This window comes from Streptomyces sp. NPDC001348, from assembly GCF_053597535.1.
The window spans coordinates 47,752-68,739 of the sequence record NZ_JBSFIK010000039.1; the positions used below are offsets into that span (position 1 = coordinate 47,752).

The 20,988-nt window shown below is 73.1% G+C and carries 18 protein-coding genes; 12 read left to right on the top strand and 6 right to left on the bottom strand.

Annotated elements, in window-relative coordinates; translation table 11 throughout:
- Window positions 1–19 precede the first annotated feature (19 nt).
- A complete protein-coding gene (locus ACWC21_RS31940) occupies window positions 20–739 on the top strand; it encodes a TetR/AcrR family transcriptional regulator (protein ID WP_450886871.1) in 720 nt (239 codons plus the stop codon).
- Window positions 740–999: 260 nt separating this feature from the next.
- On the opposite strand, the gene ACWC21_RS31945 is transcribed toward ACWC21_RS31940, so the two are convergent.
- The 3 genes from ACWC21_RS31945 to hmgA all read right to left on the bottom strand — a co-directional run bounded on the left by ACWC21_RS31945 (window position 1,000) and on the right by hmgA (window position 4,716).
- The gene (locus tag ACWC21_RS31945; protein WP_450886872.1) at window positions 1,000–2,166 is read right to left on the bottom strand and encodes a type ISP restriction/modification enzyme; all 1,167 of its coding nucleotides are present in this window, start codon (window positions 2,164–2,166) and stop codon (window positions 1,000–1,002) included.
- Window positions 2,167–2,615: 449 nt separating this feature from the next.
- The gene (locus tag ACWC21_RS31950; protein WP_450886873.1) at window positions 2,616–3,362 is read right to left on the bottom strand and encodes a GntR family transcriptional regulator; all 747 of its coding nucleotides are present in this window, start codon (window positions 3,360–3,362) and stop codon (window positions 2,616–2,618) included.
- Between the two features lie 28 nt (window positions 3,363–3,390).
- Entirely contained in the window at window positions 3,391–4,716 is a 1,326-nt protein-coding gene (gene hmgA / locus ACWC21_RS31955) for a homogentisate 1,2-dioxygenase (protein WP_450886875.1), read from the bottom strand.
- 153 nt (window positions 4,717–4,869) lie between these two features.
- On the opposite strand from hmgA, the gene ACWC21_RS31960 reads away from it, so the two are divergent.
- From ACWC21_RS31960 to ACWC21_RS32005, 10 genes are all read left to right on the top strand, one after another.
- Window positions 4,870–5,481 carry a hypothetical protein gene (locus ACWC21_RS31960; RefSeq protein WP_450886877.1) on the top strand — a complete coding sequence of 204 codons (612 nt, stop codon included), beginning with the start codon at window positions 4,870–4,872 and terminating at the stop codon, window positions 5,479–5,481.
- Between the two features lie 73 nt (window positions 5,482–5,554).
- Window positions 5,555–6,175 carry a TetR family transcriptional regulator gene (locus ACWC21_RS31965; protein WP_450886878.1) on the top strand — a complete coding sequence of 207 codons (621 nt, stop codon included), beginning with the start codon at window positions 5,555–5,557 and terminating at the stop codon, window positions 6,173–6,175.
- A 100-nt stretch (window positions 6,176–6,275) separates the two neighbouring features.
- Complete coding sequence (locus tag ACWC21_RS31970; protein ID WP_450886880.1) at window positions 6,276–8,528, top strand: molybdopterin oxidoreductase family protein; 2,253 nt, start codon at window positions 6,276–6,278, stop codon at window positions 8,526–8,528.
- A 133-nt stretch (window positions 8,529–8,661) separates the two neighbouring features.
- Window positions 8,662–10,077, top strand: a complete 1,416-nt coding sequence (locus ACWC21_RS31975; protein ID WP_450886881.1) for a CitMHS family transporter — start codon at window positions 8,662–8,664, stop codon at window positions 10,075–10,077.
- A 33-nt stretch (window positions 10,078–10,110) separates the two neighbouring features.
- A complete protein-coding gene (locus tag ACWC21_RS31980) occupies window positions 10,111–11,358 on the top strand; it encodes an MFS transporter (RefSeq protein ID WP_450886883.1) in 1,248 nt (415 codons plus the stop codon).
- A 102-nt stretch (window positions 11,359–11,460) separates the two neighbouring features.
- Window positions 11,461–12,237, top strand: coding sequence for a hypothetical protein (locus ACWC21_RS31985; protein WP_450886885.1), 777 nt, complete (start codon window positions 11,461–11,463; stop codon window positions 12,235–12,237).
- A complete protein-coding gene (locus tag ACWC21_RS31990) occupies window positions 12,224–12,856 on the top strand; it encodes a class F sortase (RefSeq protein WP_450886887.1) in 633 nt (210 codons plus the stop codon). Before ACWC21_RS31985 ends, ACWC21_RS31990 begins: the two co-directional genes overlap by 14 nt.
- A 201-nt stretch (window positions 12,857–13,057) precedes the next feature.
- Window positions 13,058–14,398, top strand: a complete 1,341-nt coding sequence (locus ACWC21_RS31995) for an ABC transporter ATP-binding protein (protein ID WP_450886889.1) — start codon at window positions 13,058–13,060, stop codon at window positions 14,396–14,398.
- Between the two features lie 141 nt (window positions 14,399–14,539).
- Window positions 14,540–15,928 carry an aldehyde dehydrogenase family protein gene (locus ACWC21_RS32000; RefSeq protein ID WP_450886891.1) on the top strand — a complete coding sequence of 463 codons (1,389 nt, stop codon included), beginning with the start codon at window positions 14,540–14,542 and terminating at the stop codon, window positions 15,926–15,928.
- 15 nt (window positions 15,929–15,943) lie between these two features.
- Window positions 15,944–17,026 carry a zinc-binding dehydrogenase gene (locus ACWC21_RS32005; RefSeq protein ID WP_450886893.1) on the top strand — a complete coding sequence of 361 codons (1,083 nt, stop codon included), beginning with the start codon at window positions 15,944–15,946 and terminating at the stop codon, window positions 17,024–17,026.
- A gap of 4 nt (window positions 17,027–17,030) precedes the next feature.
- On the opposite strand, the gene ACWC21_RS32010 is transcribed toward ACWC21_RS32005, so the two are convergent.
- The 3 genes from ACWC21_RS32010 to ACWC21_RS32020 all read right to left on the bottom strand — a co-directional run bounded on the left by ACWC21_RS32010 (window position 17,031) and on the right by ACWC21_RS32020 (window position 19,703).
- Entirely contained in the window at window positions 17,031–17,957 is a 927-nt protein-coding gene (locus tag ACWC21_RS32010; RefSeq protein ID WP_450886895.1) for a DMT family transporter, read from the bottom strand.
- 87 nt (window positions 17,958–18,044) lie between these two features.
- On the bottom strand, window positions 18,045–19,004 hold the full coding sequence (locus tag ACWC21_RS32015) for an ArsR/SmtB family transcription factor (RefSeq protein WP_450886897.1): 960 nt from the start codon (window positions 19,002–19,004) through the stop codon (window positions 18,045–18,047).
- A 57-nt stretch (window positions 19,005–19,061) separates the two neighbouring features.
- Window positions 19,062–19,703 (bottom strand): TetR/AcrR family transcriptional regulator, encoded by a 642-nt coding sequence (locus ACWC21_RS32020; protein WP_450886899.1) that lies wholly within the window; start codon window positions 19,701–19,703, stop codon window positions 19,062–19,064.
- 90 nt (window positions 19,704–19,793) lie between these two features.
- Between ACWC21_RS32020 and ACWC21_RS32025 the strand changes: the two genes are divergently transcribed.
- Window positions 19,794–20,945 carry an acyl-CoA dehydrogenase family protein gene (locus ACWC21_RS32025; RefSeq protein WP_450886901.1) on the top strand — a complete coding sequence of 384 codons (1,152 nt, stop codon included), beginning with the start codon at window positions 19,794–19,796 and terminating at the stop codon, window positions 20,943–20,945.
- The last annotated feature ends 43 nt before the right edge of the window (window positions 20,946–20,988 follow it).

The window sequence follows — 20,988 nt, forward strand, 5'->3', positions numbered from 1 at the left end:
GTGGGCGAGGTGATGACCGATGGCAGGCCAAGGGGGCCGAGGGGCCGTACCCGAAGTGATCTGGGCGCGCCCCGAGCGCGCCGGGCGAGGTCCGCGGCCGGCGTACAGCCGCGCGGACATCGCGGCCGCCGCCGTGCGGATCGCCGACGACCGGGGGCTGGACGCGGTGTCGATGCGGCACGTCGCGGCGGAGCTGGGCTGCGGCACGATGTCGCTGTACAACTACGTCCCCCGCAAGGAGGACCTGTACGAGCTGATGGTGGACGCGGTCAGCGGCGAGCACGAGCTGTGGGAGCCGGCCGGCGACTGGCGGGCCGACATGCTCCGGGTCGCCCACCAGACCCGCGGTCTGCTGCACCGCCACCCCTGGATGCCGCGTCTGATGTCCCCCGTCTACGGCTTCAGCCCGAACGCCCTGCGCTACATCGAGCACTGCCTGGCCTGCCTCGACCCGCTGGAGGCCTCCTACGGCACGAAGGTCGAGCTCGTCGCGATGCTGAACGGTGTGGTGACCACGTACGTCCGCAACGAACTCGACACGGCCGAGCGGGTACGCTCCCTGCCCTGGTCCGAGGACGAGGAGAACGCGGCCCGCATCGCCTACCTCGGCAGCCGGATCGCCTCCGGCGCCTATCCGCGCATGGCGGCGGCGTTCGGGGCGGACCCGGGGCCGATCGACCCGGAGGTGGTGTTCCGGCGGGCGCTGGAACGGGTGCTGGACGCGTTCGCGCAGCGTTAGTGCTGCGACCGAAAAGGTTCACCGGCTCGCGACGCCCGGCACGGCACCTCGCCGCGTTGTCGCACCACCCGAGTGCATCCAGTACGCGGGTGATGCTCCGCCTTGCGAGGCACCGCACCGGACGCCGCGAGCTTCCCGGCAAACCTTTCCGGTCGCAGCACTGGCTCGGGGAGTTCGGCAGGTGCGGGATCGTCGTGGCCGGTCGCGCAGTTCTTCCCGCGCCCCATCGGGGCGCGGCTGTGCCCCCACCCCTCGTCCGCCTAAAGCAGCGCGAACTGGCCTTCCGGGCCCTCCTCATGGTGGTCGAGGACGGAGGCGGGACGGCGGGACCACTCCGGGGGCGGGAGGACGCCGGCCTTGCGGAGGTCGGTGGCTGTGACGGGTGCCGTCGGCACCAACTCCTCCTGCCGGGGCTTCAGTTCCGCCAGCAGCGCGAGCACCGTGATCAGTTCCAGCAGCTCCGACGTCCAGGTCTGCGGCCAGGTACGGGGGCGGATCGCGGAGAGGGTACCGGGCTCCGCGGGTGCGGTCCGGGCCGCGAACCACCCCTCGACGACCCGGACCCCGGACACCTCGAAGTCCCAGGCGTCCGGCGGCACCGGCGCGATGCGGCCCTCGTCGAGGTGGAGGGCCTCCTCCTCGCGGTCGTAGTGGAGGGTGAGGGGGAGGGAGGGCAGGGGAGCGCGGACGTAGGGGCGGCGGCCGCCGGGGAGTTTGGGGCGTTCGCCGTCGCGGCGCATCAGCCAGAGCATGCGGTGGCCCAGCCGCACGCCCCGGGACCAGAGTTCGGCGTCGCCGGTGAGCGGGACGGTGAGGTCCGGGCGGGTCGAGGCCAGGATCCAGGCGAGGACGTCCAGCGGGGCGGGGGACAGGCCCAGGCGGGCGGCCAGGAGGTCCCGCAAACCCGGCGCGAGGTTGGGCTCCTCGCCGCCGGGGCGCCGGTACAGGGGGCGGATGCGGCCGGGGCGCAGCAGGGGCAGGTGCGCGGTCGCCAGGAGGGGCGAGCCCAGGGCGGGGGAGTCCCCGGCCGTCTCCACCGTGAACACCTGAGGGGAGTCCGCCACCCGCCACAGTTCGGGGCGGGCCGTGTCCAGCAGGCGGTGGTCGGGGATCAGCCACTGCTCGTCGAACGGGGCCGCCAGCACACGAACCGGCTCCGGGCACGGGCCCGAGGCCCGCACCAGCTTCTCCGTGCCGCTCGACTGGCCGGGCAACTGCCCCACCGCCGAGTGCGGCGTCCGCGAGCGCGTCGGTTCGAACAGCGCCTCCCGGTCCGCGCCCTCGGCCTTCAGCAGGGTCTCCCAGCGGGACTTCAAGGAGGCCGGGTCGGGCGCCGTCGGCCAGGCGCGGCCCGGCCGCAGCGGTGCGACGGACCACGGCATGAGGTCCGCCAGCAGCGGAGCGTCGTCGTGCGTCACGCTGGGCATCGTACGGCAGCGCACCAGAGCGGCGCGGGCCTGCACCAGCCCGGCGGCGCCGGCAGCGCGGCGGCACGAAGCGACCGGCCGGGCACGGAACACGCGGGGTGCGACCCGCCCCACGGACGGCCCGGCCAGGACGAACCGGCAGGGTGTCGTGCGGGTGCGACGGCCACGACGAACCGGCAGGCAGCCGTCGGACCCCGGGTCCCCCGCCGCTCGGGCGGCGCTGTCATGCGAGTGCGACGGTTTCGGTGCACCGGCAGGCGCCCGGCTGCCCCTCGCGCCCTTCTCGTGCGGGCGGAGACGGTCGCCGCGCATCGGCAGGCGCTGTCGGCCCCTGACGGCCGTGGCACGCAGGTCTGCCCGGCGTGGTGCACGGGCGGTCGGCCGGGCGGTCCCGTTCCGGCGAATCCGCGGGCGGCCGCCGGCCCGTCGCGGCCCCGTCGGCGGAGCCCCTACGCGTCCAGGGTGACCGTGAAGGAGAAGCGGTCGCCGCGGTAGTGGATGACCGCCACGTCCAGTACCCGGCCCGTGGCGTCATAGGTCACGCCCGTGTAGTGCAGTATCGGGCTGAGCAGCGGCACTTGGAGCAGTCGTGCCGTCTCGGGGTCGGCCAGCCGCGCCTCGACGGTGTCCGTGATGCGGCTGATGTCCGCGCCGACCACGTCCCGCAGCACCTTCGTCATCGGCCAGCGGACCAGGTCCTCCGGGTCGATGCGGCCGGCCAGTTCGGGGCGGACGTGGTTGTACGCGTGGTTCGTCGGCTCGCCGGTCTTCTCGTCGCCGCGCAGCCGGTGGTACGTCGCCACCTCCGCCAGGTCCGGGAAGTACTGGGCGAGTTCACCCGTCACCGGCGCGCGGCCGTGGTCCAGCAGTTCGGTCGTCATGCCGGACTGCTGGGCCACGATCGCGTCCACCGAACCGAGCAGCCGCACCGGAGCGCTCCGTCTCGCGTCCGGCTCGATGAACGTGCCGCGCCGGCGGTGCCGGGTGATCAGTCCCTCGTCCTCCAGTTCCTTCAGCGCCTGCCGCATGGTGAGCACGCTCACCCCGTAGTGCTCCGCCAGCCGTTCCTCGGTGGGCAGGCGCAGCGGGTCCCGGGCCGAGCGGCCGAGGATCGAGGCGCGCAGCGACTGCGACACCTGGTACCACAGCGGCAGCTTGCGGTTCAGGACGATGGAGTCCGGGGCGAAGGAGGTCACGGGGCTATCCGTACCGGTCGGGAGCCGTTCAGCGCAACGGACGGAAGTGCCGCTCCAGGCCCCGCCAGACGTCGTCGTAGCCCTGCTGGAGATGGCCGGCCCGCGCCGCGTGCGGGGCGAGCGTCACCGGCCAGCGCGTCTCGAACATGAACGCCAGCCCGTCGTCGACCTTCCGCGGCTCCAGCTCGGCCGCGCTCGCCCGGTCGAAGGTCTCCCGGTCCGGGCCGTGCGCCGACATCATGTTGTGCAGCGAGCCGCCGCCCGGCACGAACCCCCCCTCCCCGGCCGTCTTCGCGTCGTACGCGCCCTCGATCAGCCCCATGTACTCGCTCATCACGTTCCGGTGGAAGTACGGCGGCCGGAAGGTGTCCTCGCCCACCAGCCAGCGCGGCGCGAAGACCACGAAGTCGACGCCCGCGAGACCGGGGGTGTCGGACGGCGAGGTGAGCACCGTGAAGACGGACGGGTCGGGATGGTCGTACGAGATCGAGCCGATCACGTTGAAGCGGCGCAGGTCGTACACGTAGGGCACGTGGTTGCCGTGCCAGGCGACGACGTCCAGCGGTGAGTGGTCGTAGGTCGCCCGCCAGAGGTTGCCGCAGAACTTGTTCACCACCTCCACCGGGCCCTCCACGTCCTCGTACGCGGCGACCGGCGCGCGGAAGTCGCGGGGGTTGGCGAGGCCGTTCGCGCCGATCGGGCCGAGGTCGGGCAGACGGAAGGGGGCGCCGTAGTTCTCGCACACGTAACCCCGGGCGGAGGCGTCCAGCAGCTCCACACGGAACCGCACGCCCCGTGGCACCAGCGCCACATGGCCCGGCTCCGCGTGCAGCAGCCCGAACTCCGTGCGCAGCAGCAGCCCGCCGCGTTCCGGCACGATCAGCAGTTCCCCGTCGGCGTCGCTGAAGACCCGGTCCATCGAGGAGTCGGCGTGGTACAGGTGCACGGCCATACCGGTGCGCTGGGTCGCGTCCCCGTTGCCGCCGAGCGTCCACAGGCCCGCCAGGAAGTCGGTCCCTGCGGTCGGCTCGGGCAACGGGTTCCAGCGGAGCCGGTTCGGGTCCGGCACGCTCTCGGTGAAGGGCGCCGTGCGGACAGCGCCGTTGTCGATCCGGGTGAAGGCGGGGTGTGCGGCCGAAGGGCGGATGCGGTACAGCCAGGAGCGGCGGTTGTGCGCCCTGGGCTCGGTGAACGCCGTACCGCTGAGCTGCTCCGCGTACAGCCCGAGCGGTGCGCGCTGCGGTGAGTTGCGGCCCTCGGGCAGGGCTCCCGGCACCGCCTCCGAGACGTGCTCGTTGCCGAATCCGGACAGGTAGGCCAGTGCTTCCGCGGTCTTCCGCGCGTCCCCGCTCATGATCGCTCCCTTGCGGACCATATTCCTATGTATCACCGTAGGATTGCGGTTTCACGGGCGCAAGAGGGAGCGGGTCTCCTACGGGAGAGGTATGGCCGGAACCAGACTTCAGAAGGATCCGGGGCCTGGTGCGGTTGTTCTACAGTCGCGCACATGTCGTGGAAGCGGGGACTGCTCGCCACGCTCGTCGTCTGCGTTCCGCTGCTGCTCGGACCGGCGGGCTGCGGCACGAGCGACGCGAACAGACGCAAGGACGGGGAATCGCCCTCACCGGTGGGGAAGGTCCTCGACGAGACGGACCGGGAAGGACGGCACTACCGTGAGGTCGGCAAGGACGGGGCCCCCGACGTGGGTGTCGAGGTGGCACCGGACGCCGGCGGGAGCTGGGACGTACGGCTGACCGTCCACCACTTCCGCTTCTCCGCGCCGGGCGCGCGGGCGCGCGCGGTCGCCGGCCGGGGCCTGGCCTACCTCTTCGTCGACGGCGGCCAGGTCACCCGGCTGCGCGGCCCCGACTACCGCCTCGCCGCCCGCCTCGTGCCGCGCGGCACCCACCACGTCACCGCCCGCCTGTACGCCGACGACGGCACGGTGTGGGCGGTGCACGGCAAGCCGGTCGAGAGCACGGCCGACATCACGGTGTCCGGAACCGAGGCGGAGCCGGCGGGGGAGTCGGCGCCGGAGTCAGCGCCGGAGACGGCACCGGAGCCGACGCCGGCCGCGAGCGCCGCCCGCGCGACGGGCACCGCGCCCGCGGCGGGGTGACCCAGGTGAGTGTAGTAGCCATCCGTCTCCGTGCCGGGGGGCGAGGTTCACCGGACGCCCCCGGAGAGGCATCATGAAGCCCGTGCCCCATGACGCGACATCGCTGCGCCGTGCGCCCGTGCAGCGGCGCAGCGCGGAACGGCTGACCAGGATCCTCGACGCCTGCGCCGACCTCCTCGACGAGGTCGGCTACGACTCGCTCAGCACCCGGGCCGTGGCCCTGCGCGCCGGTGTGCCGATCGGCTCGGTCTACCGCTTCTTCGGCAACAAACGGCAGATGGCCGACGCGCTCGCGCAGCGCAACCTCGAGCGGTACTCCGAACGTGTCACCGGGCGCCTGAAGGACGCACCGGTGGGCGACTGGCGGGCGGCCATGGACGCCGTCCTGGACGAGTACCTGGCCATGAAGCGCACCGCCCCCGGCTTCTCCCTGGTGGACTTCGGCAACCAGATCCCGGTCGGCGCCCGACACGCCGAACCCAACCGCCGTGTCGCCGACCGCCTCACCGACCTCCTCTCCGGCTACCTGGACCGCGAACCCGACGACGACCTGCGCCGTACCTTCCTGGTGGCCGTCGAGGCCTCCGACACCCTGGTGCAACTGGCCTTCCGGGTCGACCCGGAAGGCGACGAGGCGATCATCGGCGAGACCCGCGAGCTCCTGAGGGCGTATCTGAGCCGGGTGCTCGACTGAGGGTCGCCGGCTTTCCGTACGCGGATGCGGTGACCCCTCCCGCTCGTGCATACCGGTCGGTATGCTCGGCGCAGTCGCCGCCACCCCACCGGGAGGACCCGTGTCCCGCACCGCCCTGCGAATCTGCCCCCTGTGCGAGGCCACCTGCGGCCTGACGCTCACCATCGACGGGACCCGGGTCACCGGTGCCCGGGGCGACCGCGACGACGTTTTCAGCAAGGGGTTCATCTGCCCGAAGGGCGCCTCCTTCGGCGCCGTCGACGGCGACCCGGACCGGCTGCGCACACCACTGGTACGCCGGGACGGCGAACTGCGCGAGGCGAGCTGGGAGGAGGCCTTCGACGCCGTGGCCGCGGGGATCCGGCCCGTCGTCGAGCGGTACGGTGCGGACTCCGTCGGCGTGGTCCTCGGCAACCCGAACGTGCACACCATGGCCGGCGCCCTCTACCCGCCCGTCCTGCTCGCCGCGCTGCGCACCCGCAGCCTGTTCACCGCCTCCACGGTCGACCAGATGCCCAAGCACGTCTCGAGCGGGCTGCTGTTCGGCGACGCCAACGCCATCCCCGTACCGGACCTCGACCACACCGACCACCTGCTGCTGATAGGCGCCAACCCGCTCGAGTCGAACGGCAGCCTGTGCACGGCCCCCGACTTCCCCGGCAAACTGAAGGCGCTCAAGGCGCGCGGCGGCACCCTCACCGTCATCGACCCGCGCCGCACCCGCACCGCCAAGCTCGCCGACCGGCACATCGCCATCCGCCCCGGCACCGACGCGCTGCTGCTGGCGGCGATGGCGTACGTCCTCTTCGAGGAAAAACTGGTCGACCTGGGCGAGTTGACGCCGCACGTCCAGGGCGTCGCCGAACTCGAGGCCGCCGTCGCGGACTTCCGCCCGGACGCGGTGGCCGGCGCCTGCGACGTGCCGGCCGCCGAGATCCGTGCCCTCGCCCGCGAACTCGCCGCCGCCCCCACCGCCGCCGTCTACGGCCGCATCGGCAGCTGCACCGTCCCGCACGGCACCCTCGCCAGCTGGCTCGTGGACGTCCTCAACATTCTCACCGGCAACCTCGACCGCCCCGGCGGCGCCCTCTTCCCGCAGGCGGCCACCGACAAGACCCCCCGGCCGGCCGGACCCGGACGCGGGTTCGCGCTCGGCCGCTGGTCCTCGCGGGTGAGCCGACACCCGGAGGCCAAGGGCGAGTTGCCGCTCTCCGCGCTCGCCGAGGAGATCGACACCGCCACCGGGGAAGGGGAGCCGATCCGGGCCCTCGTCGCCGTCGCCGCCAACCCGGTGCTGTCGGCCCCGGACGGCGACCGGCTCGACAAGGCCCTGGGCTCCCTCGACTTCATGGTCAGCGTCGACCCCTACCTGAACGAGACCTCGCGCCACGCGCACGTCGTGCTGCCCCCGCCGCCGCCCTCGCAGAGCCCGCACCACGACTTCGCCTTCAACACCCTCGCCGTGCGCAACCAGGTCCGCTACACCCGCCCCGCCGTCTCCCTCGAGCCCGGCCGGATGGCCGAGACCGAGATCCTCGCCCGGCTGGTACTCGCCGCGACCGGCATGCACGGCGCCGACCCGGCGGCCGTCGACGCCATGGTGATCGACCAGACCCTCGGCAAGGCCGTGCGGGACCCGCACTCCCCGGTGCACGGCCGCGACCCGAAGGAGCTCGCCGCACAGCTCACCGGCGTGAGCGGCCCGGAGCGGCGACTGGACATGATGCTGCGCCTCGGCCCCTACGGCGACGGCTTCGGCGTACGGCCGGACGGGCTGAGCCTGGCCCGGCTCCTCGAGCACCCGCACGGCATCGACCTCGGCCCGCTGCGCCCGCGCCTGCCGCAGCCGCTGAAGACCAGGAGCGGCAAGGTCGAACTGCTGCCCCGGCCCATCGCCGACGATCTGCCCCGCCTGCGCGAGGCCGTCCGCGAACGCGCCGACGGGCTGGTCCTGGTCGGCCGCCGCCATCTGCGGTCCAACAACAGCTGGATGCACAACGTGCCCGCCCTGACGGGTGGCACCAACCGCTGCACGCTCCACATCCACCCCGCGGACGCCGAACGACTCGGCGTGCGGGACGGGGCGGCGGTCCGCGTCAAGGGCGCCGGGGGAGAGGTGACCGCCCCGGCCGAGGTCACCGAGGAGGTGCGGCCGGGTGTGGTGAGCCTGCCGCACGGCTGGGGCCACGACCGGCCCGGCACCCGGCTCAGTCACGCCGCCACCGACCCCGGCGTCAACGTCAACCAGCTCCTCGACGGCAGTCTGCTCGACCCGCTGTCCGGCAACGCGGTCCTGAACGGCGTGCCCGTGGAGGTCGCCGCCGTGACCGAAAAACTCGAGCCTGTGACCTGAGCAAAGCTGTGACCTGGACTTTCGCGCTTATTGCTCGCAGGTCAACGTCTTGTTAACACCGTTTGAACGGACCTAACGTCGTCGCACCGCCTGCCCGGTGGGATGTTCAAGGGCGAACGTTAGGTATCCATTCATGCTGACCATCCTCGGCTTCGCCATGATCGCGACCTTCCTGGTCCTGATCATGCTGAAGAAGATGTCGCCGATCGCGGCGCTCGTGCTGATCCCCGCGCTGTTCTGCGTGTTCGTCGGCAAGGGCGCCAAGCTCGGCGACTACGTCATCGACGGCGTCACCAGCCTCGCGCCCACCGCGGCGATGCTCATGTTCGCGATCGTCTACTTCGGTGTGATGATCGACGTCGGGCTCTTCGACCCGATCGTCCGGGGCATCCTGAGGTTCTGCAAGGCCGACCCGCTGCGGATCGTCGTCGGCACCGCCCTCCTCGCCGCGATCGTGTCGCTGGACGGCGACGGCTCGACCACCTTCATGATCACCGTCTCGGCGATGTACCCGCTGTACAAGCGGCTGAAGATGAGCCTGGTCGTGATGACGGGCGTGGCCGCGATGGCGAACGGCGTGATGAACACCCTGCCCTGGGGCGGGCCGACCGCCCGCGCCGCGACCGCGCTGAAGCTCGACGCGAGCGACATCTTCGTGCCGATGATCCCGGCCCTCGCCGTGGGCCTGCTCTTCGTCCTCGTGCTCTCGTACGTCCTCGGCCGCCGCGAGCGCAAGAGGCTCGGCGTACTGACGCTGGACGAGGCGCTGGTGGAGGAGCCGGAGACGGAGACCGTCCTGGTGGGCGCCGGTTCCGGCAAGGGCACTGGTTCCGGCAAGGCCCCCGCGCGTACCGGCGGCGCGGGCTCCGGTACCGATGCGGACGCCCCCGAGGCCGAGGACGACGGCCTGCAGGGCCTCGACCCGAACCGGGCCACCCTGCGGCCCAGGCTGTACTGGTTCAACGCGCTCCTCACGGTCGCCCTGCTCGCCGCCATGATCATGGAGTGGCTGCCGATCCCGGTGCTGTTCCTGATCGGCGCGGCCCTCGCGCTGACCGTCAACTTCCCGCACATGCCGGACCAGAAGGCCCGCCTCGGCGCGCACGCCGAGAACGTCCTCAACGTCTCCGGCATGGTCTTCGCCGCCGCCGTCTTCACCGGCGTCCTGCAGGGCACCGGCATGGTCGACCACATGGCCGAGTGGCTGGTCGCCAACGTCCCCGACGGCATGGGCCCGCACATGGCCTTCGTCACCGGTGTGCTGAGCATCCCGCTCACGTACTTCATGTCCAACGACGGCTTCTACTTCGGCATCCTCCCCGTGCTCGCCGAGGCCGGTCACGCGCACGGTGTCTCCTCCCTGGAGATCGCCCGCGCCTCCCTCGTCGGTCAGCCGCTGCACATGTCCAGCCCGCTCGTCCCGGCCGTGTACGTGCTCGTCGGCATGGCCAAGGTCGAGTTCGGCGACCACACCCGGTTCGTGGTCAAGTGGGCGGCACTGACCTCGCTGGTGGTACTCGGCGCGGGAATCCTGTTCGGCATCATCTGATCCCCCGTCCGGCCTCCCAGGGAGGGAACGTCCATGGCGCCCGGTGGGAACCGCGGCTGGCTGCTCCGCCTCGTCATCGCCTTCGGCTTCGCGCAGGGGGCGGTGTCGATGGCCCGGCCCGCCGTCTCCTACCGGGCCCTCGCGCTGGGCGCGGACGAGCGGGCGGTCGGTGTGATCGCGGGTGTGTACGCCCTGCTGCCGCTCTTCGCGGCCGTACCGCTCGGCCGCCGCACCGACCACGGCCGCTGCGCACCCCTGCTGCCGGTCGGTGTGGTGCTGATATCCGGCGGCTGCGTGCTCAGCGGCCTCGTCGGCTCGCTGTGGGCGATGGCGCTGTGGAGCGGGGTGATGGGGCTCGGCCACCTCTGCTTCGTGATCGGCGCCCAGTCGCTGGTGGCGCGGCAGTCGGCCCCGCACGAACAGGACCGCAACTTCGGCCACTTCACCATCGGCGCCTCGCTCGGCCAGCTGATCGGCCCGGTGGCGGCGGGCACGCTGATCGGCGGTCCCGACATGGCGGGCTCCAGTGCGCTGGCCCTCGTGGTGGCAGGAGCGGGCGCGGCCGTCGCCTGTACGTCGCTGTGGCGCATCGAGGACCGTACGGCCGTCAAGTCCCGCGGCGCGCGGGGTGAGCGCGTCGCCGTCGGCCGCATCCTCCGTGCCCGGGGAGTCCCCGCGGGGATGCTCATCAGTCTGTCGGTGCTGTCGGCCACCGACATCCTCACCGCCTATCTGCCGGTGGTCGGCGAGCACCGGGGCATCGCGCCGTCGGTGGTCGGCGTCCTGCTCAGCCTGCGCGCCGGGGCCACCATCGCCTGCCGGCTGGTGCTCACACCGCTGCTGCGGCTGCTCGGCCGCCCCCTGCTGCTCACCGTGACCTGTCTGCTGGCGGCCGTGCTGTGCGCGGGGGTCGCGCTGCCGGTGCCGGTGTGGGTGCTCGCCCTGATGCTGACCGCGCTCGGCTTCTGTCTCGGCGTCGGCCAGCCGCTGTCCATGACGACCGTCGTCCAGGCCGCACCCGACGGGGCCCGTTCGACGGCCCTCGCCCTGCGCCTGACCGGCAACCGCCTCGGCCAGGTCGCCGCGCCCGCCGCCGCCGGCCTGGTCGCCGGGCTCACCGGGGTCGCGGCGCCCTTCGTGATGCTCGGGGCGCTGCTGCTGCTGTCGGCGGGCAGTGCCCTGCGGGCGCCGGTGGCCCCGGCGGGGGCGCGGGACACGGCCGAGCCCGGTATGCACGAGCGCCGCGGCGGGCCCGCGTTGCGCCGGTCGGGCGACACCTGACGGCGCGTCGGGCGCGGCTGCACGAGGCCGGGGGGTGGGTGTGAAAGAGAGTCAGATGAAAGGTCGATTTGTATGAAAATCGTCTGACTCGGAGGAGTACGCATGCCCACCTTGACACTCCCACCTGCCGTCGGCACCCGGCTCGGCGCCGCCGTCCTCACCGTCGCCTCCGCGGCGGGAGCCACCTGGCTGGCGACGCCGGCCGCCATGGCGCAAGGGGAAGCGGGCGACATCAGGATCCACCGGGTGGGCGTGCCCTTCGGCGTCTCGAAGGACGACCCCGTGGTGTGCCGGTTCTACCTCGACGCCGTCAACTTCGACTCCCTGCCGAGCGTCGCCTACATCATCCAGGCCCAGCCGCCGCTGCCCACCAGCGCCACCGTGACGGGCACCATCGCGCTCGGTCCCGGCTCCGGCGCCGGCCACACCGACCCGCTGGGGCTGGCCGACGGCCAGTACCGGCTCACCTGGACCGCGGGCAACACGCCGCGGGAGAAGATCTTCCGCGTCGACTGCCATGACGGACGGGACGCCGGCCGGCCCGGATCACCGGGCGACCCCGGCGGCAACGGGGCCGCCGGGAACGGGTTCGGCGGCAACGGGGACCCGGGCAACCAGGGCGGCAACGGTGACCCCGACCGCATCGAGGACCACGGCGGCAACGACGACCACGGTCGTGAGGCGGGCGCCGGCGGGCACGAGGACGGCGGGCGCGAGAACGGCGGTCCGAAGGGCGGCGTCCACGCCGGCGGCGGCGGCCTCGTCGACACGGCGCAGGCGTACACCCCGCTGACCGCGGCCGCGGCCGTGGGGCTGGTCGTGGTCAGCGGAGCCGTGTACTTCCGGCTGATCCGCCGGCGCACGCATGGTGCCGCGTAGGCGCAGACGCAGGCCCTGGCACCGGACCCGGGCGTACCGCCTCACCAGGACGGCCGTGCTCGTGACCGTCCTGGTGACCGCGGTCCGGTGCGGCGGGTTCGAGCAGTCGGACGGTACGGACCCGGCGGCCCACGGCCGGGCCGCACCCCCGCCCCGGCCCCTGCCCCGGTCCCCGGCGACCACCCTGAGGATCCCCTCCCTCGGCGTCGACGCGCCGATCGTCGGCGTACGGCTCGGCCCCGACCGCCAGCTCCGGACGCCACCGCTGGACAGGCCCAGGCTCGTCGGCTGGTACCAGGACGGGCCCACGCCGGGCGAGACGGGCACGGCCGTCGCCGTCGGGCACCGCGACACCAGGACCGGCCCCGCGGTGTTCGCCGCCCTCGCACAGGTGGCGACGGGCAGCCGCATCGAGGCCCGCAGGGTCGACGGCCGCACCGCCGTCTACACGGTGGACCGCGTCCGCGTCTTCGACAAGGACGACTTCCCCGACAAGGAGGTGTACGGCCCGAGCAGCCGTCCCGAACTACGGGTCCTCACTTGCGGCGGCCTCTACAACCGGAGAACGGGCTACACCAGCAACGTGGTCGTCTTCGCCCACCTGACCGCGACACGGTGACCGCGGGGCCGGCGGACGGCAGCGGCCCCGCCCCGGCCGTCCGCCCTCCGCACATCCCGTCCGGTATCTCACCTGTCGGACCAGGACGCCCTGATCCCGCCCGATCCCTTCCGCCGGGCGCGCACATTCCGTTAGCTTCCGTGACGCACAGGCCTCATGCGTACCGCAGGAGGCACGGGAGCGCCCCGGGGGGCAGCCGACATGACACGCGCCATATCTCTGCAGGACGTGAGCAAGGCCTATGAGCGAGGGGTCCGGGTGGTGGACGGGCTGGCGCTGGACATCGCGCCGGGGGAGTTCCTCGTGCTGCTCGGACCGTCCGGGTGCGGCAAGTCCACCGTACTGAGGATGATCGCCGGGCTGGAGGAGATCGACGAGGGGCACCTGCTCCTCGACGGCGAGTACGCCAACCACCTCACCCCGTCCGAGCGGAACATCGCGATGGTCTTCCAGAACTTCGCCCTGTATCCGAACATGACCAGCCGGGACAACATAGGCTTCCCGCTGCGCATCGAAGCCCCCGGCGCGGATCCCGGCCCCCGGGTGGACGCCACCGCGCGCATGCTCGGCATCGAGGACCTGCTCGACCGCTTCCCCAGACAGCTGTCCGGCGGCGAACGCCAGCGCGTGGCCATGGGGCGCGCCATCGCCCGACACCCCTCCGCCTTCCTCATGGACGAACCCCTTTCCAACCTCGACGCCAAGCTGCGCAATTACCTGCGGGCCGAGATCGCCCAGCTCACCCGGGAGCTGGGCGTCACGACCGTGTACGTCACGCACGACCAGGCCGAGGCCATGTCGCTCGGCGACCGGGTCGCCGTCCTGCGCGGCGGCCTGCTCCAGCAGGTCGGCACCCCGCGCGAGGTGTACGCGCTGCCGCGCAACGTCTTCGTCGCCGCCTTCATCGGCACCCCGCGCATCAACCTGCTGCGGGGTCTGGTCCGTGCCCCGCTGGACGGCGCGATGAGCATCAGCCTGGGCAAACAGGCCCTCCCCCTGTTCGAGCCCGTGTCCCTGGACCACCGCATGCTGCGCGTGCAGCAGGGCCGTGAGGTGATCGTCGGTCTGCGCTCGGAGGCGGTGCGCATCGCCAAGCACAGTGGCGCCCGCCCGGGCGAGGTGCCGCTCACCGGGCTCGTGCGGCACCTGGAGTTCCAGGGGCACGAGATGCTGGTCCACCTCGACACCGGCTCACGCCCCGCCGTCGTACCGGACCTGGAGGCGGCCCGTCCCGGCACCGGTCCCTCCCGGCGCCGCCGCCGGGAGGGCGCCGGTGTCCTGGACCGCCTGAGGGAGCGCGCGGGCACGCTGCGCGCCGGCCCGGTGGTGGTCCTGGACGAACCGGCCGACGTCGAGACCGTCGCCGCGCCGCCGGAAGGGCGTCTGCCCGGCGACCTGGTGGTGCGCACCACCCCCGACCTGCAGCTCCGTCACGGCATGCAGATCCCGCTCCTCGTCGACCTCGCCCATCTCTTCGTCTTCGACGACCGCGGCGACCGCATCTGCCCGTCCCCGGCGCGGGTTCCGGACCTGGGTGAGTGAGCCCACGACGGCTCGTGCTGGCGCGTGAAAACTATCGCCGCTAGTTTGTGAGTCGTACGGCGGCCCACGAGCCGGACGACGGCCCGTGAGCCGTACGGTGGCCCACGAGCCGGACGACTGTCCCGCCGGGAGGAAGCAGCAATGAAGCCACACGACGGCCTCTACATCGACGGCGCCTGGCGTCCCGCCGTCGGCAGCGACCTGATCGAGGTCGTGAACCCGGCCGACGAGCAGGTCATCGGCCGGGTCCCGGCGGCCGGCGCCGAGGACGTCGACGCCGCCGTACGGGCCGCCCGCGCCGCCCTCCCGGGCTGGGCCGCGACACCTCCCGCCGAGCGGGCGGCCCGGCTGGCCGCGCTGCGGGACGTGCTCGTGGCCCGCCAGGAGGAGATCGCCGAGACGGTCACCGCGGAACTCGGCGCCCCCCTGAAGCTCTCGCAGGCCGTGCACGCCGCCGTACCGGTCGCGGTCGCGGGCTCGTACGCCGAGCTGGCCGCCGCCCACCCCTTCGAGGAGAAGGTCGGCAACTCCACCGTCCACCTCGAACCGATCGGCGTGGTCGGCGCGATCACCCCCTGGAACTACCCCCTGCACCAGATCGTCGCCAAGGCCGCCCCGGCGCTGGCCGCGGGCTGCACGATCGTGGTGAAGCCCGCCGAGGACACCCCGCTCACCGCCCAGCTGTTCACGGAGGCCGTGCACGAGGCGGGCGTACCCGCCGGGGTCTTCAACCTGGTCACCGGTCTCGGCCCGGTCGCAGGCCAGGCCCTGGCCGAGCACCCGGACGTCGACCTGGTCTCCTTCACCGGCTCCACGGCCGTCGGCAGGCGGATCGGCGCGGTGGCCGGCGGCGCCCTGAAGAAGGTCGCCCTCGAACTCGGCGGCAAGTCCGCCAACGTCATCCTGCCGAGCGCCGACCTCGCCAAGGCGGTCAACGTCGGTGTGGCCAACGTGATGAGCAACTCCGGGCAGACCTGCAGCGCCTGGACCCGCATGCTGGTGCACGCCGACCAGTACGACGAGGCCGTGGAGCTGGCCCGGGCCGCCGCCGCCAAGTACGGCGACCGCATCGGCCCGGTGGTCAACGCCAAGCAGCGCGACCGGGTGCGCGGCTACATCGAGAAGGGCCTCGCCGAAGGGGCCCGCCTGGTGGCCGGTGGCCCCGAAGCCCCGCGCGTGCGCGGCTACTACGTCAGCCCCACCGTCTTCGCCGACGTCACCCCGGAGATGACCATCGCCCAGGAGGAGATCTTCGGCCCGGTCCTCACCGTCCTGAAGTACGTGGACGAGGAGGACGCCCTGCGCATCGCCAACGGCACGGTCTACGGGCTCGCCGGCGCCGTCTGGGCGGGCGACGAGGCGGAGGCGGTGGCCTTCGCCCGCCGTATGGACACCGGCCAGGTCGACATCAACGGCGGCCGCTTCAACCCCCGCGCCCCCTTCGGCGGCTACAAGCAGTCCGGGGTCGGCCGCGAACTCGGCGCCCATGGACTCGCCGAGTACCTCCAGACCAAGTCCCTCCAGTTCTAAGGGAGTACGCGAGTCATGGCCGTACGAGCCGCCGTCCTGCCCGCCATCGGCGCACCCCTGGAGATCACCGGCGTCGAACTCCCGGACCCGGGCCCCGGGCAGGTCCGCGTCCGCCTCGCCGCCGCCGGCGTCTGCCACTCCGACCTGTCCCTGTCCAACGGCCGCCTGCGGGTCCCGGTCCCGGCCGTCCTCGGCCACGAGGGCGCGGGCACGGTCGTGGCCGTGGGGGAGGGCGTCACCCATGTGACCCCCGGCGCCTCCGTCGTCCTCAACTGGGCCCCGTCCTGCGGCACCTGCCACGCCTGCACCCTGGGCGAGGTCTGGCTGTGCGCCAACGCCCTGAACGGCGCCGCCGGCGTGTACGCCCGTACCGTCGACGGCACCGACCTCCACCCCGGCCTGAACGTCGCCGCGTTCGCCGAGGAGACGGTCGTCGCCGCGTCCTGCGTGCTGCCGCTTCCGGACGGCGTCCCGCTCACCGACGCGGCCCTCCTCGGCTGCGCCGTCCTCACCGGCTACGGCGCCGTCCACCACTCGGCGCGGGTCCAGCCCGGCGAGACCGTCGCGGTGTTCGGGGTGGGCGGCGTAGGCCTCGCCACCCTGCAGGCGGCCCGGATCGCCGGTGCCGCCCGGATCATCGCCGTGGACGTCTCCCCCGAGAAGGAGGAGCTGGCCCGGGGCGCGGGCGCCACCGACTACGTCCTCGCCTCCGAGAACACCCCCCGGGAGATCCGCGCCCTCACCGGCCGGCAGGGTGTCGACGTCTCCGTGGAGTGCGCGGGCCGCGCGGTCAGCATCCGCGCCGCCTGGGACTCCACCCGCCGCGGCGGCCGTACGACCGTCGTGGGCATCGGCGGCAAGGACGAGCAGGTCACGTTCAACGCCCTGGAGATCTTCCACTGGGGCCGCACCCTGTCCGGCTGCGTCTACGGAAACTGCGACCCGGCCCGCGACCTGCCCGTGCTCGCCGAGCACGTACGGGCGGGCCGACTCGACCTCGGCGCGCTGGTCACCGAGCGGATCGCCCTCGACGGCATCCCGGCCGCCTTCGAGAACATGCTCGCCGGCAAGGGCGGCCGGGCGCTGGTGGTGTTCTGAGCGGTCAGGACACCCGCTCGGGTCGCGGCTCCGCCTCGGGGGCCGCGACCCGGCCCGCCCGCGCCCGGGACCGGGACACCGCCACACCCGCCAGACACAGCACCCCGCCCGCCAGCGTCAGCGCGCCCGGCACCTCACCGAGCACCAGCCAGGACATCAGGACGACCAGCGCGGGCACCGCGTACGTGGTCGCGCCCATACGGCTGGCGGTGGTACGGGCGAGGGCGTACGCCCACGTCGTGAAGGCCAGCGCAGTCGGGAAGACGCCCAGGTAGACCATGTTGAGGGTGGCGGAGAGCGGGGCGCCGGCGGCGTCCTGGACCAGCTGCCCGGCGAACGGCAGGCAGCACACCGCGCCGACCAGGCACCCGAAGGTCGTCACCTGCAGGGCGCTCGCCGCACCCAGCGCCGGCTTCTGCGCCACCACCCCGGCGGCGTACGTCATCGCGGCGAGCAGACACAGCGCCACTCCGAGCACCGAGGAACCGCCACCCCCGGACATCGACAGCCCCACGGTCACGGCACCGGCGAACGACACGGCCATGCCCGCGAGCAGCCGCGGCGGCATCGGGTCCCCCAGCAGCCGGGAGCCGAGCAGGGCGATGAGCAGGGGGCCGACGTTCACCACCAGGGCGGCCGTACCGGCGTCGACCTGCTGTTCGCCCCAGTTGAGCACCACCATGTAGAGGCCGAACCACAGCAGCCCCGATATGGCGATGCCCCGCCACGCGGCCCGCGGCGGCAAGCCCTCCCGCCGCACCAGGCAGATCACACCCAGGGCCAGGCTTCCGGCCAGTAGCCGCCCGAGCGCCAGCGCACCCGGCGCGTACGCGGCACCCGCACTCCGGATCGACACGAAGGCCGAGGCCCACAGCAGCACGGAGACCGCGGCGGCGCCCGCGGCGAGGCGAGCGGGGGATACGTTCATCATGCTCCAGACATTAGGAGGGTAAGGGGCCGCGGTACTCGCGGTTTTCGGACGGGACGCCGGCCGGACAAGAGGCGGCATCCCCAGGCTTCAGCGCAGCGTCTCCACCGACAGCCCCAGGAGGTCGGACAGCGCGCGCTCGCCCCGCGCCGTCAGCTTCACCGCACGCTCGGAGCCGATGCGCACGCACCAGCCCGCCTCCAGGGCGTGCCGGCACAGGGCCGCGCCCGCGACCCCGGCGAGGTGGGGGCGGCGCTCCGTCCAGTCGAGGCAGGCCCGGGCGAGCGGCCGGCGCCCCCCGCGCTCCAGGGCGATACCGGCCGAACCGAACCAGGCCAGCCCGGCGTCCGTCAGCGCGAACCCGGTGTCCCCTTCTCCCTGCGTTCGCCTACGGGGCGCTCCAGCCGGTGTCGGGAGACCGACCGTGCTCAACCCTTCGGGCCTCCGCGCTCCCCCGCTCTCGGCTCCTCCCCCACTCTCGACTTCTCCCCCACTCTCGACTTCTCCCCCACTCTCGACTTCGCTCGAGCGGGGGGACCCCCATGAGCGGCGGGACCCCCATGAGCGGGGGGACCCCCATGCCCTCCCGACACCGGCGCGCCCCTCCGGCTCACTGGTCCGCCGGAGCAGCCCGCGCTCGGTCAGCGCGTCCGTGACCGTGATGCCGAGCCGCCCGGCGAGGTGGTCGTAGCAGGTGCGGCCGCGGGCCATCGCGGACCCGGCGCTCGACTCGCGCAGGGTGCGCGGGCGCCGGGCCGCGGCGGGCGCGACCCGGGCGGCCAGGTCCTCCACCAGCTGTGCCCCCCGCGCGTCGGCCAGCCGGACGTACCGGTGCCGGCCCTGCCGTTCCTCGGCGAGCAGCCCGCCCGCGACCAGCTTGCCCAGGTGCTCGCTCACCGTGGAGGCGGCGACCCCCGCGTGCCGGGCCAGCTCACCGGCCGTCCAGGCCCGCCCGTCCAGCAGCGCCAGCAGACACGCGGCCCGCGTCTCGTCCGCGATCAGCCCGGCGAGCGCCGCGAGCCCCGCTGCCTGGGGGTCCTTGGTGGTCATGCCCCCAGCATGAGGTACGGACGGTTCGGTGGCCGCCGAAGTGTCCGCGCTGGGCCGCTACCCGGTCCGGCCGAGCTGTTCGTACTGCCGCGCCAGGCCGTCCAGCAGCGCCGTGAGGCCGGTCTCGAAGGCCCGCTCGTCGACCTTCTCCGGCTGGTCGGCGAGCAGGTGGGCCTGGCCGAGGTGGGGATAGTCCGCGGGGTCGTACGCGCTCTCGTCGTCCACGAAGCCCCCGGCGAAGGAGCCCAGCGCGGAGCCCATGATGAAGTACCGCATCAGCGCGCCGATCGAGGTGGCCTGCGCCGGCGGCCAGCCGGCCTCGACCATCGCGCCGTACACGGCGTCGGCGAGGCGCAGCGCGGCCGGGCGGCGGCCGGGGCCCCGGGCCAGCACCGGGACGATGTTGGGGTGGTCGCGCAGGGCCGCCCGGTAGGAGAGGGCCCAGTCGTGCAGGGCGGTCCGCCAGTCCCGGCCGTCCTCGAACATCGCCAGGTCGACCTGCGCGCTCACCGAGTCGGCGACCGCCTCGAGGATCTCGTCCTTCGTGCGGAAGTGGTTGTACAGCGAGGGCCCGCTCACGCCCAGTTCGGCCGCGAGCCGACGGGTGGAGACGGCCGTCAGTCCCTCGGCGTCCACCAGTTCCCGTGCCTTCGCGACGATCCGGTCGGTGCTGAGGAGGGGCTTGCGCGGTCGGGCCATGGCGCACATAGTAGAGCTGCGACCGGAAACTAGCAGTGCTAATTTAAATGTACGGCTTTCAAGATCCGTCAATTGTGGGGTGACCTCGTCGTGAACCTGGAGCTCAGTGAGGAGCAGACCGCCGTCCGGCAGCTGGCCCGGGACTTCGTGGAGCGTGCCATCACCCCCCACGTGGTCGCCTGGGACCGGGCCGAGGAGGTCGACCGCGGCATCGTGAGGAAACTCGGCGAGGTCGGCTTCCTGGGGCTGACCGTCGACGAGGAGTACGGCGGCTCGGGCGGCGACCACCTGGCGTACTGCCTGGTCACGGAGGAGCTGGGCCGCGGTGACTCGTCCGTGCGCGGAATCGTCTCCGTCTCCCTCGGCCTGGTCGCCAAGTCGATCGCCGCCTGGGGGAGTGAGGAGCAGAAGCGGCGCTGGCTGCCGGGGCTCACCTCCGGCGAGTACGTCGGCTGCTTCGGCCTGACCGAACCGGGAACCGGGTCCGACGCGGGCAACCTCACCACCCGCGCCGTCCGCGACGGAGACGACTATGTCGTGAACGGCGCCAAGATGTTCATCACCAACGGCACCTGGGCCGACCTCGTCCTGCTCTTCGCCCGCTCCACGGACGCCCCCGGCCACAAGGGCGTCTCCGCCTTCCTCGTGCCCACCGACACCCCCGGCCTGACCCGCCGCACCGTCCACGGCAAGCTCGGCCTGCGCGGGCAGGCGACCGCCGAACTGGTCCTGGAGGACGTGCGGGTACCCGCCTCCGCGATGCTGGGGGAGGAGGGGAAGGGCTTCTCGGTCGCCATGTCCGCCCTCGCCAAGGGCCGGATGTCGGTCGCGGCGGGCTGCGTCGGCATCGCCCAGGCGGCACTGGACGCGGCGGTCCGCTACGCCGGGGAGCGTGAGCAGTTCGGCAGGAGCATCGCCCACCACCAGCTCGTGCAGGAGCTGCTCAGCGACATCGCCGTGGACGTGGACGCGGCCCGGCTGCTGACCTGGCGGGTCGCCGACCTCGTCGACCGGGGCCTGCCCTTCGCCGTGGAGTCCTCCAAGGCCAAGCTCTTCGCCTCGGAGGCGGCCGTCCGCGCCGCCAACAACGCCCTGCAGGTCTTCGGCGGGTACGGCTACATCGACGAGTACCCGGCGGGCAAACTGCTGCGCGACGCCCGCGTGATGACCCTGTACGAGGGCACCAGCCAGATACAGAAGCTGCTCATCGGCAGGGCTCTGACCGGGGTCTCGGCGTTCTGAGACCGTGCCTTTGAGTACGTGCCTGAGTACGCGGGCGGATGTG